Source organism: Clostridium sp. (genome assembly GCF_050717635.1).
Taxonomy (GTDB): Bacteria; Bacillota; Clostridia; order Clostridiales; family Clostridiaceae; genus Clostridium_AD.
Genome location: NZ_JBOITO010000039.1, coordinates 207,907 through 225,370 on the forward strand (window position 1 = coordinate 207,907; position 17,464 = coordinate 225,370).

The window sequence follows — 17,464 nt, forward strand, 5'->3', positions numbered from 1 at the left end:
TTACTCGCCCCTCTCATCTCTGATTTGTTCTGCTCTTGCCTTCCAGTACTCCTCTTTTTCCTTTTTAAATTCACCTCTGTCAATATCAGATTCCTTTTGTTTATCATGTAATATAGTGTCATTTCCATTCCTCATATGCTCATCTTTTGTTAATTCAGCAAGTGGGGAATCCATATCTTGACCAATATGATGCAATTCTATAGGTTTTCCATCTTTCAATGGTGCTAACCCTTGCTCCATTCTTTCTAAGTTTGTTCTGCCAAATTCATCCTTTTCATCATAATTTATATCTGACCTCTGTAACGATTCACGTCCATTAACTTCACCTTTTTTTAGTTCGGCATCGCCATATATTGTCTTTTCTGCATCAGAGGCATTTTCTAAAGCCTCATCTATTGTTTTATACTCTTTAGATTCAGAAATTTCTTTAGCTATAGGCTTATCCAATTCTTTTACATCTGTAATTTTTCCTTCCATACCCCTAGATAAATCATACAGTTTACTTTCTTTTACTGTTGTTTCAACTAATTTTAATAATGCCTCCATCATAAAGTTCTCCCCCTTAAACCAGATATCCAAGCTGAGTATATTTCTGATTTTTCCTGATTATTTTCAGAGATATTTTTTAATAAGCATTGATTAATTGATAATTTTAAATCTTCACTCAAACCAACTGTAACATTCTCTAAGGAACTATCAAGCCTCCTTGTTAAATCCACATAGTCACTTGACAAGTCAACAGCATTATTTGTAAATCCTTTTCCCTCAATAATATCTGAAACTACCTCCGATAGTATATAAAAGCTATCTTCATTCCATATTTTCAAACAATTCTTTTCCTTATATTCTACAATTAATTTACTAATAGCAATCTTATTTTTCGTAGTAATTGATACTACATTAAGTAAGTTTTGTAATAAATCTATGTCAATCTCTATTTCTTCATTTACTCTGTTTTTGAGCAATAATTTTAGCATCATAGAATTGAATAATTTACTATCAATAGTTTGTTCGTCCACCTTTGATGCATAAATGTAGGTTTCTTCTTCACCATCAAATTTACTCACTTTGCAAAGTACAGGTTCTAACCAGTCATTTTGGTATACAACCGCAACCCCCTTAGGTAATTTTGCTATTTCATCTAGTTGCTCATCCTTAAGTCCAGCTGATTTCCCTGCCATCCTTCTATCCATTTCGTCTGGTAGTCTCATAATTATTTTTGTGTTTGTGTTCCTAATAGCAGAAATATCAACTGCATTTGGTGATTGATCCGCTATAATAAAGCCTTCACCATATGTCCTCATTTCAGCTATAGCATTTGCAATCATCTCTACTGATTTACCCGTTAGGCTTGGATTTTCAGGATTTTGATCACTTGAGGATTTCTTTAAAATATTATGTGCTTCCTCAAGTACAGTTACATGCTTTAATGGAGAATTCATTCTTTCGGTAAAGCACATTCTATGTTCGTTAAGTCTCATTATAAGCATTCCCATAATAAGTGATTTTGTTTCAAGAGATCCAATTCTACTTAGGTCAACTATTACATTGCTATCAAATAACAATTGATTATTTGTTTCATCTGCAGAAAATATTCTTCCGTTTAATCCATTGGTAATTGACCTTACTCTTGTTACAAGTGCGCCTTTATAGTTACTTTTAAGCTCTTGTGAATATGCAGAACTTTCTATAACATCCTCAAGTTCAACTAATAAATCTTTGAACGTTGGAAACAAATTTTCTGAATACACATTTTTTGAAGCAATCAAATCCCAACCACTAACTTCATAAGCTTGAATAACAGCTTCTTTTAATACCGCAGGCATTGCTGCATACATGGGCCAACATACATTAAATATTTCAATTAATCTATCAACATGTTCTAAAACATGTATTCCTTTAGGAAATTTAAATGGATTTATTCTAATCAATTCGGTTACACCTGGATTTGTACCTAAAATCTTAACCCCTTTTTTATTCCCAAAAATATTTTTGTACTCCCCTTTTGCCGGCTCAATAATTAGATACTTTATACCTAAAGTGTCTAATTGATCTAATATTTCATAGACAGTGTTAGATTTACCTGACCCTGTAGATCCTGTAATAAAAGTATGCATTGATAAACTCTGTATATCTAATAAAACTCTATTATTACACTCTCCACCCATATTAAATATTTTGCCCAAATTAATACAATTATTGGATTTTTCATTATAGCTTACGATTTCCTTACCAAAATCAGCATGTTCTATTACTGGAAATCCGCATACTGATTTCCTTGGTAATCCCATATGAATAGCTAATTCATTACCGCTAACAAGTGATGTTGGTGTTACAGGAATTTCCACTCCATTGTTATTATATCTAAAGACAGGATGCATGAAATTAGTAACATAATTTTTAAGTAGTTTAGTTTTTTCTTTATCTCGTTTATTCCATAGATTTATAGCAGAAACTTCAATTCCAGAATCTTCGCCTCTCATCAAAGCTTTGTAAGTAGAAGCTGCAATCTCAGATGCATGTGAATTCTCAGAAAGGAAATACGCTGCACATTCCCACATTCCTAGGCTCTCAAATTCGTTTAATCTATTAAATTGGTTATCTATTCTCTCCAAACAATTAATAATTGATTTACTTTGAATAGTTAATTGAAGATTTTCATTGGAACCTGATGTTACCCCATTAGTATCTGTAGTACCTTTATTAGTCGTTTTGTTTGTTCCAAAAGTCTCTCCACTAGTTTCAGAATAATTGTCTGTTGAGGTATTGCTTTGTGATGTTGAGTCACTTACTGTTCTATGTGTAGCACTTGAAACTACGGTACCAATTAAACTACCTACGGCTCCACCTAGTGCACCACCCACTAAGGTACCTGCTCCTGGCACAATTGAGCCGATTGCGGCACCCGCTAATGCTAAAGAAGTTGCTATTGTTTTGCCCGCTATACTTCCTGATGTTTCTTTTGATAGAGACGAACTTTCACCAGTGCTTGTACTTGTTCCCTTCGATGTAGCACTAGAAGAGTTTTTACTATAGTTTTCACCCTCCGCTACGCCCTCGTTATATGACTTAGATAAATTTATAGAACTGTTAGCACCATAACTTACTTGTAAATTGGCAAAAGGAGATATCATAGTATAAATATCTTCATACCCTTTTCTTACTTCTAATAGTTGTTGCTGGTCTGTAGAATTTGCAATTATTATCCCTGTATACCTTTGTCCCTGCATAGACAGCGCGAGTTTTTCTAATCCCTGAATAAAAAATTTATTGTCATTTTGTTCTTTATCCTTACAATTTGCAACACTAGATACAGCTGCTATACTACTACCATTAATACTTTCAAATAAATTTTTCATCTCATCTTCTAGAAGGTTCTCTGTCTTTATTCCTGGAAATTGACCATGAATAACATTCTCTAATGTATCGTATGAGGTTTTTGTACTATTTTCTGAATTCATTGATCTTATTCCCATATAAAAATCAGTTTTTTCTCCATCACTATCAATTATAATGAAAATTGCACTTTGCGTTGCAGCAACTGCATTAAAAACACTAGCAAACTTATAAGTTGCATATTCATCCTTTTGATATACCATTTCATTTATCTTAAATAATCTTACATTTTCTGTAATGTTGTTATTGTTAGTATCCTCATCTAATGGAATAATCTCCATATCTGCAAGCTTAGTCACGTAATTTTTTAAAACTACGTCATCCACAATATTAAAAGCCTTTTGAAATTGTAATTCCATAGATTTATATTGTGGGACTGCTATATTTTTTTTATTATCATTTGGTACTATATTACTCATAATATCCCCCTTGTACTATTTTTCCGAAAGCAATACTGCTACCCCTGCTAACGCAACAACTGCGCCTGTTGCTACTATAACTTGCTCGGCCACAGCAACTCCAACTACTGCAATAGCTACTCCACCAGCTACTGCACCTTTAGCAATTGTTCTTCGGGTAAATACTACTGAAGGAGAAGATGTATTTCTACGTTGTTCTCTAATTGTTTTAACCTTATCTACATATATATAACTACAAATTTCTTTCAAATGTTTAATTCTTTCCCTAGAAAAGTTACCCATAAGTTCAACCTTTATCTCATTCATATAGTTTTCTGACCAATGATTTTTATCATAATCTAATTCACCATCATCAAACTCTTCTAAGATATTATCCATTTTCTCTTTTGAATAGCTAAACATTTCATCAAACTCTGCAAAAGTTGGATCGATTATTAAACTATCTTTGAGTATTATTCTCACAAGTCTTGTTTTCCCCTCAGATACTGCATTTTTAAAATCAATAGATACCGACATTTTTACTCCTCCTTATATATCAAGAATATTTTTTACACGTTTTTGAATATCATCCAACCAAAAAAGTCTTTCTTGTGACTGCTTTATTATTTTCTTTATATTTTCTTCACTTAATGTACAATTTCTTAATTCATCAAGTTTTTTATTCAGTATTTCATCTAACTCTTTGAATTGATTTATAAAATATTTTTTAATATCTCTGATCTGCTCTTTTGCATATTTTACTGCTTCATCACTATTATCATATAAAGCCTCTTGTATAGGTGCAAAGAATTTTTGTGCTATCAAACTTCCATCAACATAATCTACATTGTCATAGACGTCCTCTGTAACATACTTTGGTTTCCAAAACTTAAAGAATCCGAAGAAACCTGATCTTTGTGAATTTTTAACTTCACGTTCTCCAGTCTTTACCCTTTCAGTATTGGTTGCAGACTTAATAATTTTTTCTATATTTTTAACATCTTGCAATTTGCCTTTAAGCAAATCAAGTGGATTTAGCTCAATTGATTTAATTGAAATATCATCAACTAATGATGCAATCTTATTAATATACTCGTTTAAAAGTGCTTCTGCATTATTATGAACATTCTTTGTAACAATATTCTCCAACTTCACTTTTACATCTACTTGAAGATTACGAGAAAACGTCTCAAATTCATTACATCTGTATAATGCATCTTTCTTAGTCATTTTTCCATTTGCTTCTTTCATTACTATTGTAATTTCAACTTCAGCCTCTTTAATTACAGCATTTGTCGCGGTTTTGATCTGCATATCATAATTGATAGCTTCAACTTTAACTTTAAATTTTTTTGCTTCCTCCCCACTTTTTAGCTTTGTTGTAATCAAATCAATCTGCGATTGAATTTCTTTGTGTTTATCTTCATTTTCTATTATTTCTCTTTTTATATTTTCAAATGATTTAGCACTTTCAAGTTTTTTATCAAAAGTATCAACTATATTTTTTATCTTAGCGGTTTTGGCATATTTCTCTACATACATATTTATAGTAGATTCAATTGAACGAATACCAGTGTGTACTAATGCCTCTAAATAAATATTTTCATCTTTCTTTGCTTTTGCTAATTCAGAAGATATTACTCCCCTAGTGCTTGGCGTTAGCGGAGCATATTTTTCTAAATGAAGATCATCATTACGATTAAGTTTTTTCACTTTCATTACAACTTCATCAATGGTGTCCTCATCCAAATCATTCCCACACTTCAAATATTCTCTTATTCCAAGAGCTGGAAGGGCTGCAGCCGGAAAAATATTAGGAGATACTATTCCTCTATCTTCTAAATATTTTCTTACTTTTTCTATTGATGAAATAACACTATCTTCATCTTTTTTATAATCATCGAGCTTATTAACGACAAATATATATCTGTCTTTTGATTGTTTTCCTCCAACTTTCATGCTTTCAGACACATACTTTAGCAACTCATAATCATCATTTACAGCTAACTGCGTTGCATTTAAAATGTATAACACTACCATCTTTGAAGATTCATCCAGCATTCGACGTGTAACAACTTTATGATTCAAATCACGAGAATTGTTGGGACCAGGTGTATCAACCATTACTAATGAAATTTCATCACAAGAAACAAATGGAATATTACCTTCAATGCTAATTCTAGATACTTCTGGATTACTATTCATTGACGTCATTGCTTCGTATGTTAATTTAGGATGAAATTCTAATGTGTTATTGTCTTTATCTAGTGCTGTTGCCCTAAAATCATCATCATTATTATCTTTAATTCTAGAGATTGTCGCTGTACACGCCTCTTGTTTTGCAGGCATCATTTTTCTACATAACAGCGCATTTATGAGTGTTGATTTACCAGCACTCATTGTTGCTACAACATTAACCTCAAATTCACTATTAGTTGCTTTTCTAAATGCATCTTTTACATCAGGCTGTTTTAATTCCTCGAATGGCCCATTCTGTATATCTTTAAATATATCCTTTATTGCTTCTTCCTTATCTTTTACTTCTTTAGCTGGAATATGAACACACTCAATATTTATTTTTTGCTTCTTTGCCTCTTTAGAAATAGAAAGCAAATCTTCATAATCAAGCATTGTACCATTAAAAACAACATGAAACTCCTTTGTATTACACTCATCAACTAAAAGCTTTGGTAAATCTTCCACCCACTCTTGAAACCTCTTATCTTCCATATTTAAAGAGCTATTTTTTTTAACAGGTTTTCCATCAACTAATATTACTGTTTCTACTTTGTATGGATTATACTTAATACTTACTTCTCTCATTGTCTTGCATCCTCTCTGCTAATTAATTTTTCTAAAGATGGTAATCCACTTTTTCTTAGGCACTCAGCTACTTGTAATGGTGTATATTTATCTATACTATTTGTAACTTTACCTTGCCAAGAAATTGGATCTTTGTAATATGTAGATAGATCAAATTCATTTTTACTAAATTTTTTCAATAACATTAAGCATTCATCATTTTCATCATCATTCAATGTCAATCCACAAAGAACTTTCTTAAATAATTGACCTGCATAAGCAGATACAGGTACTATTGTAGGCTCTCTAAATCCAATATTTATCAGTTGGTTATAAATTTTATCTAAGCTTTCTGATATTGAATCTTCGTTTTTTCTGAATCTATCTAACTTGTTTAGACCAAACACAACTTTATTATCGTCTAAGTTATCAAATACATATCTTATATGCACTAGATCATCTTCTGATCCTATATTCTCAGCGTTTATTAAATATAGTAGCTTATCATACTTTTGTTTTTTTAGAGCCTCATGTGTAATAGACACATGTTTATAATCCAATGATGAATTAACACCAGGTGTATCTATAATGCAAAATCTTGATAAATTATCAAATGACAGTTGCATAAAAGTTCCCATCTCAATTTCTTTTGTATTAGTATCATTTAACTTCATCAAATCCTTTTGTTCTGTATTTAAAGATATTGAATCACTTATACTACTAACAAAGTTGTCCTCAAACGCCTTCTCGTAAATCTTATAGCACTTTGCTGTACATGAGTCATTTTTCGTTTTTAGGACATTTTTCCCAATGATAGCGTTTATTAATGTTGATTTTCCAGCACTCATAGTTGCCGTTATCATAATGGTTTCAAGTGGCTGCTTAATAAATTTTTTATTTCTAATCCAATTCTGAACCTGATAATCTGCTAGTTTAAAATCTCTACTAATATTTTTGTTATTATACAAAACTTCATATAATTCATCTATCCCAGAGTGATATCTTGAATTAAATAACGTTTTAAATTCATTTAATATTTTTTTACCCAAGAGTGGATTATTGTAAGCATTTATGAAAACACAATCACATACAAATACAAATCTATACGTGAATAACTTAAATCCTCTTAATTTAAATTCACAGACCTTTTTTATACTTTTTTTTAATACAGTTTCTTGTAAAATATCTATCTTATAATTATTATTTATACTATCGTTATACTTGTCCATTAACTTATTAGCATAAACATCATTATTAGAATACTTGTAAACAAAATATTGTAAAGCATTAATATAATTCTCTTTGTATATATTTTTTTCATTAAGTATTGGGTGATTTTCTAAACTTAACGCTGTATAAAACCTAATATCCCCTAGCATTGTTACACCTACCTTAATTAATTATATATATTTGATTTATTTAATTATGAAGTAATCTCATCAACAAATTCTTTTGCCTCAGCAAATAATTATGCTTTAAAAGCGAATAATTTAAAAGATCTTTTCTAAAACTATTTTAATCTAACTTAATATCCACTACCAGTTATATTTTTATTGTTTTCCATAAAATATTAACTTTAACCTTAATCAGTTTTACTTTTAAATTAGTAAATTCAAATTTATTCTAACTAACTTTTATGTATAATTATTAAATCGTCTACATAATACCACAATATAAGTGAATAATTTGTCTAACCATGTATAAATAAACTTATTTGTAATATTTTTTATAATCGCATCGTGATTTTTCATTTATATCATTAAACCTCTATATAACTCTTACTCTTTCAACCTCTTACTAACATACATCCCCTCATCTGCACGTCTTATTAATTCACTAACTGATATTTTGCTGTTAGCTCTATACTCCGACAAACCACAACTTAGCCCAATCTTATAATTACTCTTATCCTCTTCCTTCAATTCATAAATATTCATACATACCCTTGAACAAATAGTCCTTGCCACCTCTAATGCTGTGTTTGGAAATATAATTACAAATTCGTCACCACCTATTCTAAATACAGTATCCTCTTTTCTAATATTTACTCTTAGAATATTACCAATTTCCGTTAGAATCTTATCCCCCTCATTATGACCAAAAGTATCATTAATCTTTTTAAAATCGTCAATATCCGCGAAACATATTATAAAGTTTTCTCCTTTCTTTACCGCCTCCCCAATAGTTGTCTCTAAAATTTTCAAACCTGCTCTTCTGTTTAATACCCCAGTGACACAGTCCATAGATGCTTGATGTTGCAGTTTAGCTTTCATGTTTTCAAGTTCTAATATAACCTTATCTTTTTCCTCAATTATTTTTATAAGCCCCGCTTTTTCTACTTCTTTGTATTTCAAATACTTTCACCCCTAAATTAAGTATTTTTAAAAATAATTAATAATTCTATCTAATAATCTAATTGTACAATTAGCCAGCCAGGAAAATCTTCCTTCCCATAATATTCTTTAATTACACCTTATTCTTTTATAACATAGACAAAAATAGACTCCCCATCAAAAGATGCGGAGTTTACATTTTTAATTAGAGATTAAAATTAAATGATCCAAAATTAATCTATATATCATAAACCTTATTCATATTCCTCACACTTTCCATAATCTCTTCTCTAAACACTACCGGCTCTATAACTTCTGCATCTGCACCAAAGCCCATAATCCATAGCTTTATTCCAAAAGTGCCATTACAAACAAACTCATAAACAAAATACTCCTCATTTTCCTCAATTAGACTTCCCTCAAGCATACTTTTTTCAGTTACTATCTTATAGCACCGATTCTTGAACTTTACCTTTACCCTTGTTTCATCTCCCCCGTACATATACCAGGTTCTTTTAAGGTAATCATACACATTAAATTTACTGTCTCTCTTTCCATCCTCAGCCAAAATGTTTACATTTGATATTCTATCCATTCTAAAATGTATCAAGCAGTCTTTTTTTTCTAAATACCCAATAATATAGTATTTGCCAAGTTCACAAGCAAAACTATAAGGTATTATTGTGTGCACCTTATGATTTCCCACAGCTGAATTGTAACTAAAGCTCACCTTTTTTTCATCAGCTATAGCCTTTCTTAAATTTTTAACATTTTGTTCAATATATTGGTGATCAATATTAGAACTTTTCTCAAAATGAAGCATATCCTTTAATTTCTTAGCTTCATTTTTAGGAAGTAGCCCTAATAAGCTGTTTTTTATTACTGCTATTTTTGTTTCCATAAAGGTTTGAGATTCAACGAGAGAAGCTAATATTAGGTTTACATCATCAGCTGTAACAGGTTGGACATATTTATTCGCCTCAAGTATTCCATCTCCATTTACATCCTCTTCATCATTTACTCTGTAGCTTTTTTCAGATTTATCATATATAATATCCGTTTCCCATTCTTCATTTAATTCTTTAACATAATTATGAATGTTATCCGATGGAATTTCAAATATATCTGCAATTTGTTGTGGTGTTGTGGCTATTCGAGATTTTATTAATCTAAAAGTTTCTAACAGTTTTCTACTTTTACCATAATCACTATAAGGTAACATAATATCAAGTCCTTTCCAATACGTCTATTACAGTTGATTATATCAGAAAAGCTTTGATATTACATATAACTTAAAGGTTTTTTCTACATTATTGCTATTTTTATATCATTAAGCATCTTACTTAATTCATCATCCTCATCTTCTGTATTATTACACTCAATTTTAACTTTATGCTTGGTTATCTCTATATTACTGCTTTCAATGATTACTTTTAACTTTGCATTTTCAATTTTCCAAAAAAATGGTGCCACCCACGTGGCAAGTGGCAAGTTCTATACGCACTAAAATATCAGCATACCCTTTGTTTCATTCTTCTAAAAATTGTACTAAACCCTTATCCATATTAAAATCCCCCCATCGCTTTTACTTTTTATTTTTTATCTTTTATGTGATTATATTTATATGATATCATTAGCCAAAGATAAAAATTTACCTTGCAAAATTTTATAAATAACAAAGTTATCAAAATGTTTATTACATTTTGATAACTTTATAAATATGTTACATTTTTTTATCCTTCATAATCTTAAAATGCACATTAAAAAATTCTCTACCAAGAATTCACGTATAATTATATAAGGCTTTGGTTTCAGTATCGTAATAGATACTTCAGTTAAGCGCTTAATTAAATTCTTGCTAAATTTTACAAGATTCTAGTTAAATTTAAATAAATTTAACTAGAATCTTGATATGCGAATATATGTTCGTATATTGGTAATGATATTATTATAATATATATTATTTATGCGTAAAATTTGATATAATTAGGAGTGTTAATATGAGCTTTAAAAAAGATTTAAACAATATTCACGATAAGAGTTATAAAGATTTATTTTCTACTAAGGATGCTTTTTTATCATTTGTTAATACATTCGTTCAAGGTGAGTGGGCCGGTCAATTAGAAAAGGATAAATTAATACTCAGTGATAAGTCTTTCATTTTGTCCGATTATGAGGAATTAGAATCTGATATAGTATACACGGCAACTATTGGAAAAGACGAAGTAGTATTTTATGTTCTTCTAGAGCTACAATCCAGTGTAGATCATAGTATGCCTATACGACTTCTAATGTATATGATAGAAATCTGGAGAGATGTATTAAGAAATAGCGAGAAAAAGGAAATTAAAAGAAAGGGCTTTAGACTTCCTGCAGTCATTCCCATAGTTCTTTATAATGGTACTAACAAATGGACCTGTGCTACAAACTTTAAGGATATTATAACTGGTAGTCAACTGTTTGGAGATAATGTTTTGGACTTTAAATATATACTGGTAGATATTAATAGATATTCGAAAGAATATTTGTATGGATTTAAAAATATTTCTGCTGCCATATTTTTATTAGATCAAGATATAAATGCTATGGAATTTTTAGAAAGATTAAAGAATATAATAATTAATTTTAATAGTTTAACTTCTGAGGAAAAACTATTATTAAAAGGATGGATTAAAAACACAACTAATAACAATGATATAGTTGATATGAATAAGCTTGTGGAAAATATTTTTAATAATGAAATGGAGGTAGAATCAATGGTTTCTAACGCATCAAATATCTTTGACAAATTTAAAAAAGAAGCAATAAAAGAAGGTTTAAATGAGGGAAAGAAAGAAGGTTTGAAAGAGGGCTTGAAGGAGGGCTTGAGGGAGGGCTTGAAAGAGGGTAAATCAGAACTGCTTATAAAGCTACTAATTAAAAAATTTAATGGCCTTTCTGATTATGATATAGAAAAGATTAAAAAATTGCCTGATGAGTCTATTGACCTGCTAGCAACTAACATATTTGAATTAGAAAAAATTGAGGATCTAAAAAAATACTTATAAAAAATAGGAAAAAATAAACTCCACATTTTTGATGTGGAGTTTATTTTACTTGTTAAGCAACCAGTCCAAAAAATTCTAATAATAATGTAGTTCTCTTTAAATAAAAACCAAGTTAGGTGCTGCTTCTTATAAAACTTTCTGCAATAGTTTTCAATTTAGTTTATGGTGAAATTTAGCGAATGTTTTTAGTTGATGTATCAACAATATTGTGTTACTCTTAATTTAGTTGATACATCAACTAAATTAAGAGGTGAAGTTATGGATGTAACAAAAAGGTATATTACAAAAATCTGCCGCGCAGCACAAAGATACGCAAGTATCCGCTTAAAAGGTACTAATATTGGGACTTCTGAGTATGAATGCCTACACTATATACGTAAAAATAATGGCGTGAATCAAGAAAAACTGCGCAGTTTTTTAAATGTGGACAAAGCTGCTGTTGCCCGTATGGTAGCAAACCTTGAAAGAAAGGGATATCTATATCGTTTGCAGGATGAAAATGACAAACGTGCCAAACAGCTTTTTACAACAGAAAAGGCAGTTGATATTAAAAATATAACTTCCTCTGTAGAGTCTTTTTTCTATGAATGGCTCCTTGAAGATATTGATCAGAATGATAAAGTGGTATTTTTAAAGGTGCTCAATGAGCTTTATATAAAAAGTAAAAAGGAACGTGTGGAACGTTTTATTAATATTGAGAAAAGAGAGGTTAATTATTATGGTAAAGCTGAAGATTGAGCCCATTAATGAGCCAAATAAAATTATTAACTATTGGAAAAAAGAAAAGTTTGTTGTAGCCTGTATTGTCATATTTGGCTTAACCTTTAATAGTGCAACAGTCCTCGGACCAATTTATCAAGGTAAGTTGATTGATTCCATTGTTAGCGGTGACGGCCTATCCTCCGTGGTAATTCTGGCCGTTACTTTTGTTTTACTTATAGCAATGATTCAATTAATGCGTTACTTTAAACGTTTTTACATTAGACGCTTTGCTAATAGTACAAGTGCTACCATGAGGCTTATGATATACAATAACATAATGCATAAGAGTACTGAAAATCTCCACAATGAAAATATCGGTAATTTAATGACTAGAGCAATTTCTGATGTTGACCTTTGCGTAGAGGGTATGCGCAAATTTACCACAGAGATATTTGATACTGGTGTGTTAATGACCTCTTATTTCGTATCAATGCTATTTTATGATGTGAAAATAACAGTTCTTTCTAGCATTTTTATTCCCGTTGCCATGGTGCTTGCTGAAAAATTGAAAAATATTATTTACAAGTACACCATTGCCTTTCGCAAAAAAAGCAGCCTTGTGACCGGTATTACCTATGATACCATTGAAAATGCCATGCTCTATCGCGCAAACGGCATGGAAGATCAAAATAGAGATAGGTATAATGCTCAATTAGAGGATTTGCAAAATAAAGCAATTAAAGCCAACATCTTAGAAAATTCCATGCAACCCATTTACAATGTTATTGCAATGTTTGGAGTAGTCATGGTAATTTACCTTGGAGGTACAAAAGTAATTAATGGTGGCTGGACTGTAGGTAACTTCTCTACCTACCTCATTATGTTTGCCGCAATGGGAATTAAAGCAAGTAAAGCAGCCAAGCTATTTAATTCTGTGCAAAAATCACAGATATCATGGAAGCGCATTAAGCCTTATCTTACAGAATACCAAAGTAAAACTACCACTTCCTGCATTAATAAGGATAATACCAGTCTTTCAGTGGCCAATCTCAGCTTTTGCTATGCTACGAGCAAAGAAAACATAATTGAGAATATTAGCTTTGAAGCAGAACAAGGCGAAATTATTGGAGTAACTGGTTCTATTGCCTCTGGAAAGTCTACACTTGGGCTATCACTCCTTGGATTATATTCCTATTTAGGCAGTGTAAAGATAGATGGCAAGGAACTTAAGCGCTACTCTGAATATGAACGAAGTCAGATGATTTCCTACCTAGGTCATAATCCTCAATTACTTTCAGATAGCATTTATAACAATATTACTCTAGGAAATGGTCAGGATATTACTTCTGTTTTGAAGGATGTTTGCTTTGATACTGATTTAGCAGCAATGCCTAAAGGCGAAAACACATTAGTGGGTAACAGTGGAATTAGGTTAAGCGGCGGTCAACAATCAAGGATATCCCTGGCAAGAGCCCTTTTAAGAAAAACCAAAATCATCATTTTAGATGATCCCTTTTCTGCAATTGATATGAAAACAGAAGAAGAAATCATTGAAAATCTTAAAAATAATTATAAAGACAGTTTAATTATACTAATTTCACATCGTTTAACTATTTTTAAGAGAATCGACAAGATTATATTTCTAAACAATGACAAAACCGCAGATTATGGTACGCATACTGAATTACTAGAAAACTATGAAGTTTATAGCACAATATTTAATTTACAATGTAATGAGGGGGATAATTATGAAGAATAGTCTAGTAAATACTTCAATTATTAATGTGGTTAAGAAAAACATAAAATTTGATATATTGCTACTCATTGCTGTTTGTGGTGTTGTTATAGCAAGCTTAATTCCCCCTCAAATACTTAAATACATTATTGATCTTAACCTTGTACCAAAAAGCAATGACAAGTTGCTTTTTCTAGCAATTTCTTATATGTGTGTAATATTTTTTATTGGTGTTTTTGATTTTTTTAAACAGGCTGTGCTTACAGTTTTAGGTCAAAAAATATCCAAAGAAATTCGACTTGAAATGATGCAAAAACTAAAAAAAATAAATGCCAAGTTCTTTTCCACAAATGATACAGGAACAGTTGTTTCAAGATTCATAAACGATGTGGATGCAATCAACTCCCTGTTTACAAGTGGTATTGTTGGAATGATGGTTGACTGCTTTAAAATTATAGGAATTGTAGTTTCTATATGGATATTCAGCGCGAAGCTTGGAAGTGTTACTTTGCTGCTACTACCTATTATTTATGCAATCACTCGACTTTTTCAAAAGAGAATGCTTACTGCTCAAATAGAAAATCGAATATTGGTGGGTAAGGTAAATAATCATATTTCAGAAAGCTTAAAAAATGTACAGATGATTAAATCCTATAGCAAAGAAAGCTACATGGAACAAAACTATACTAATTATTTGCTGGACAACTATAAAACCATTGAAAAAGTAAATTTCTATGATTCTGTATTTTCTCCTATTATTCAACTTACTCGTGCTGTGGTCATTGGTTTTATTGTAATACTATCTTCTAAGCAGCTGAACTATTTAGGTATATCACTAGGTATGGTTGCCGCTTCCATAGACTTAATCTCTAATTTATTTGCACCCATTGAAAACTTAGGTATGGAGCTTCAAAATATTCAGCAGGCAGTATCCGGTATTCGTAGGGTGAATGATTTTTATAGCGAACCTGAGGATTATTGTAATGATATTGAACTTAAAGCGGAGGATATTATTCCTGACCGTGCGGATATAAAACTATCCTTTAATGATGTTACCTTTCAATATGAAAAAGGAACTGATATTTTGCAAAACATTAGTCTTCATATAAACCCACAAGAGAAGATTACCTTTGTAGGCAGAACAGGTGTTGGAAAATCCACATTATTCAAGTTGGTTATGGGATTTTTGAAACCCTCTAATGGAAGTATCACCATAAACGAAATTAATGTTTACGATATACCAAATTCAGAAAAACGCAAAATTTTCGGATATGTTAACCAAAGCTTTCATATAATAAACGGCACAGTGGCAGATCAAATTAGTCTACAGGATGAGAATATTTCAAAGGATCAAATTGAAAATGCGTTGGACTTTGTAGGTCTAACTGACTATGTAGAAGCTTTAGAAAATGGTATTGATACAAATGTAAACAGTGACACTCTTTTTTCACAAGGTCAGAAACAGCTCCTTGCTATTGCAAGAGCAATTGTGACTAATCCTCCCATTCTACTACTTGATGAAGTCACTGCAAATCTTGATTCTATAACAGAAGAAAAATTTGTATCAGTACTTCAAAATGCAAGCCACGCTCACACAATTTTATCTATAACTCACCGCTTATCATCTATGATTGCCTGCGATACCGTGGCTATTTTAGAAAATGGCATAATTAAAAATTCTGGCTCTCCTGAAGAGCTTTTACAAAGTGATGAGTGGTATCGCAATCATCTCGAACTAGAGAGAATGACTTGGGGTTAGGGGGCATAGTCCTTTAAGGTTCCACCCACGTTTAATATATGCTTGTGTTATTACATTTATAAGTCCTCATTTTTTTAAAAGCCATACAAAGGTATAATTTAATATGGATTAAAGCATAATATTAATTAATAGCATCATAAATTTATAGATTCAAAATCTTTACCAATAAAAGTATTATTATAAATTTTGTAATTACAAATTTATAAAGAAAGAAGGATTTAAATGACAACGGAAGCAAAAATACAGTTAACTTCATCAGAATTAGGTATATTATGGATGATTTATACATCACAATCAGCAACGCTAACAGTATTTAATTTATTCAAAGATAAAACTATTGATATAGAAGCTCAAAACATATTAAGCACCTTCATTACTGACACGACAAATATAAAAAATATGATTATTAATTTATTTAATAATGAAAATGTAGTTATTCCATTAGGAATTAGTGAACAGGATATTGTAAGTGAAGCACCTCCTCTATATGATGACATTTTCAATATAATGAATCTTCGTAGGGCTACAAAATTATTTGCTGGTCGTATGGGTGTATTTTGCGTAATGACATATATGAAAGAGGTTAATGACATATTGAAACTTGGCTTCGAAATTTCTAATAAATATTATATGATGACTACAAACTACCTATTAGGAAAAGGATTGCTTACAAAGTCACCATATGTAACTATGCCAAAACAAGTAGAATTTATTGAAGATAAAAACTACTTGAGTGGATATAATATTTTATCTGATAAACGCTCACTAGATACAATTGAGGTTGGTTATATTAGTGAAGCTATAGAGAATAATATTTTGGATATGAAGTTTTTGACAGGATTTGCACAAGTTGCAACAGAAATTGAAGTTAAAAAATACTTCATAGAAGGTATAGAATTATTAAAAAAGCATATTACTGAACTTTGTAATATGTTATTACAAAGTGATATTGAACTTCCAAATACACGGGCAGGTATAGTTACAGATTCAACTAAGTCACCTTTCTCTGATAAACTTATGATGTATGTAAACAGTTTAATATCCAGTACCCCATTAGGATTTACTGCATTAGGTACATCTTTTAGTATGAGAAATGATTTACCTATTAAACTTGGACTTATTTCAAAAGATAAATTGGATTATGCAAAAGAAGGTTCGAAGATAATGATTAAATATAAATGGATGGAGCAACCTCCTCAAATGAAAGATAGAAATAGCCTTACAAAATAAAAAAATACACACCTTAACTTTAGACTTTAAATATATACTGATAGATAAAAATAAGCACCCCA

Annotated in this window: 13 protein-coding genes; 5 read left to right on the forward strand and 8 right to left on the reverse strand. The window is 30.7% G+C overall.

Features of this window, described 5'->3' with window-relative positions; genetic code table 11:
- The 8 genes from ACREWB_RS19915 to ACREWB_RS19950 all read right to left on the reverse strand — a co-directional run bounded on the left by ACREWB_RS19915 (position 1) and on the right by ACREWB_RS19950 (position 10,402).
- Positions 1–549, reverse strand: a complete 549-nt coding sequence (locus ACREWB_RS19915; protein ID WP_431549205.1) for an HNH/ENDO VII family nuclease — start codon at positions 547–549, stop codon at positions 1–3.
- Positions 546–3,815, reverse strand: a complete 3,270-nt coding sequence (locus ACREWB_RS19920) for an ATP-binding protein (RefSeq protein ID WP_431549206.1) — start codon at positions 3,813–3,815, stop codon at positions 546–548. Before ACREWB_RS19920 ends, ACREWB_RS19915 begins: the two co-directional genes overlap by 4 nt.
- Positions 3,816–3,830: 15 nt before the next feature.
- Positions 3,831–4,331 (reverse strand): hypothetical protein, encoded by a 501-nt coding sequence (locus ACREWB_RS19925; protein WP_431549207.1) that lies wholly within the window; start codon positions 4,329–4,331, stop codon positions 3,831–3,833.
- A 12-nt stretch (positions 4,332–4,343) separates the two neighbouring features.
- Positions 4,344–6,617 carry a dynamin family protein gene (locus ACREWB_RS19930; protein WP_431549208.1) on the reverse strand — a complete coding sequence of 758 codons (2,274 nt, stop codon included), beginning with the start codon at positions 6,615–6,617 and terminating at the stop codon, positions 4,344–4,346.
- Positions 6,614–7,975 carry a dynamin family protein gene (locus ACREWB_RS19935; protein WP_431549209.1) on the reverse strand — a complete coding sequence of 454 codons (1,362 nt, stop codon included), beginning with the start codon at positions 7,973–7,975 and terminating at the stop codon, positions 6,614–6,616. Before ACREWB_RS19935 ends, ACREWB_RS19930 begins: the two co-directional genes overlap by 4 nt.
- A 399-nt stretch (positions 7,976–8,374) precedes the next feature.
- The gene (locus tag ACREWB_RS19940; RefSeq protein ID WP_431549210.1) at positions 8,375–8,950 is read right to left on the reverse strand and encodes a GGDEF domain-containing protein; all 576 of its coding nucleotides are present in this window, start codon (positions 8,948–8,950) and stop codon (positions 8,375–8,377) included.
- Between the two features lie 217 nt (positions 8,951–9,167).
- Positions 9,168–10,151 (reverse strand): helix-turn-helix transcriptional regulator, encoded by a 984-nt coding sequence (locus tag ACREWB_RS19945; protein WP_431549211.1) that lies wholly within the window; start codon positions 10,149–10,151, stop codon positions 9,168–9,170.
- 83 nt (positions 10,152–10,234) lie between these two features.
- Complete coding sequence (locus ACREWB_RS19950; RefSeq protein ID WP_431549212.1) at positions 10,235–10,402, reverse strand: hypothetical protein; 168 nt, start codon at positions 10,400–10,402, stop codon at positions 10,235–10,237.
- A gap of 527 nt (positions 10,403–10,929) precedes the next feature.
- Here ACREWB_RS19950 and ACREWB_RS19955 point away from each other — a divergent pair.
- From ACREWB_RS19955 to ACREWB_RS19975, 5 genes are all read left to right on the forward strand, one after another.
- Positions 10,930–11,976: an Rpn family recombination-promoting nuclease/putative transposase gene (locus ACREWB_RS19955; protein WP_431549213.1), complete on the forward strand. Its 1,047-nt coding sequence runs from the start codon at positions 10,930–10,932 to the stop codon at positions 11,974–11,976.
- A 258-nt stretch (positions 11,977–12,234) separates the two neighbouring features.
- Positions 12,235–12,714, forward strand: coding sequence for a MarR family winged helix-turn-helix transcriptional regulator (locus ACREWB_RS19960; RefSeq protein WP_431549214.1), 480 nt, complete (start codon positions 12,235–12,237; stop codon positions 12,712–12,714).
- A complete protein-coding gene (locus ACREWB_RS19965) occupies positions 12,695–14,437 on the forward strand; it encodes an ABC transporter ATP-binding protein (RefSeq protein ID WP_431549215.1) in 1,743 nt (580 codons plus the stop codon). The genes ACREWB_RS19960 and ACREWB_RS19965 overlap by 20 nt, the downstream gene beginning before the upstream one ends.
- A complete protein-coding gene (locus tag ACREWB_RS19970; RefSeq protein WP_431549216.1) occupies positions 14,427–16,172 on the forward strand; it encodes an ABC transporter ATP-binding protein in 1,746 nt (581 codons plus the stop codon). The genes ACREWB_RS19965 and ACREWB_RS19970 overlap by 11 nt, the downstream gene beginning before the upstream one ends.
- 222 nt (positions 16,173–16,394) lie before the next feature.
- The gene (locus ACREWB_RS19975) at positions 16,395–17,402 is read left to right on the forward strand and encodes a DUF3231 family protein (RefSeq protein WP_431549217.1); all 1,008 of its coding nucleotides are present in this window, start codon (positions 16,395–16,397) and stop codon (positions 17,400–17,402) included.
- The last annotated feature ends 62 nt before the right edge of the window (positions 17,403–17,464 follow it).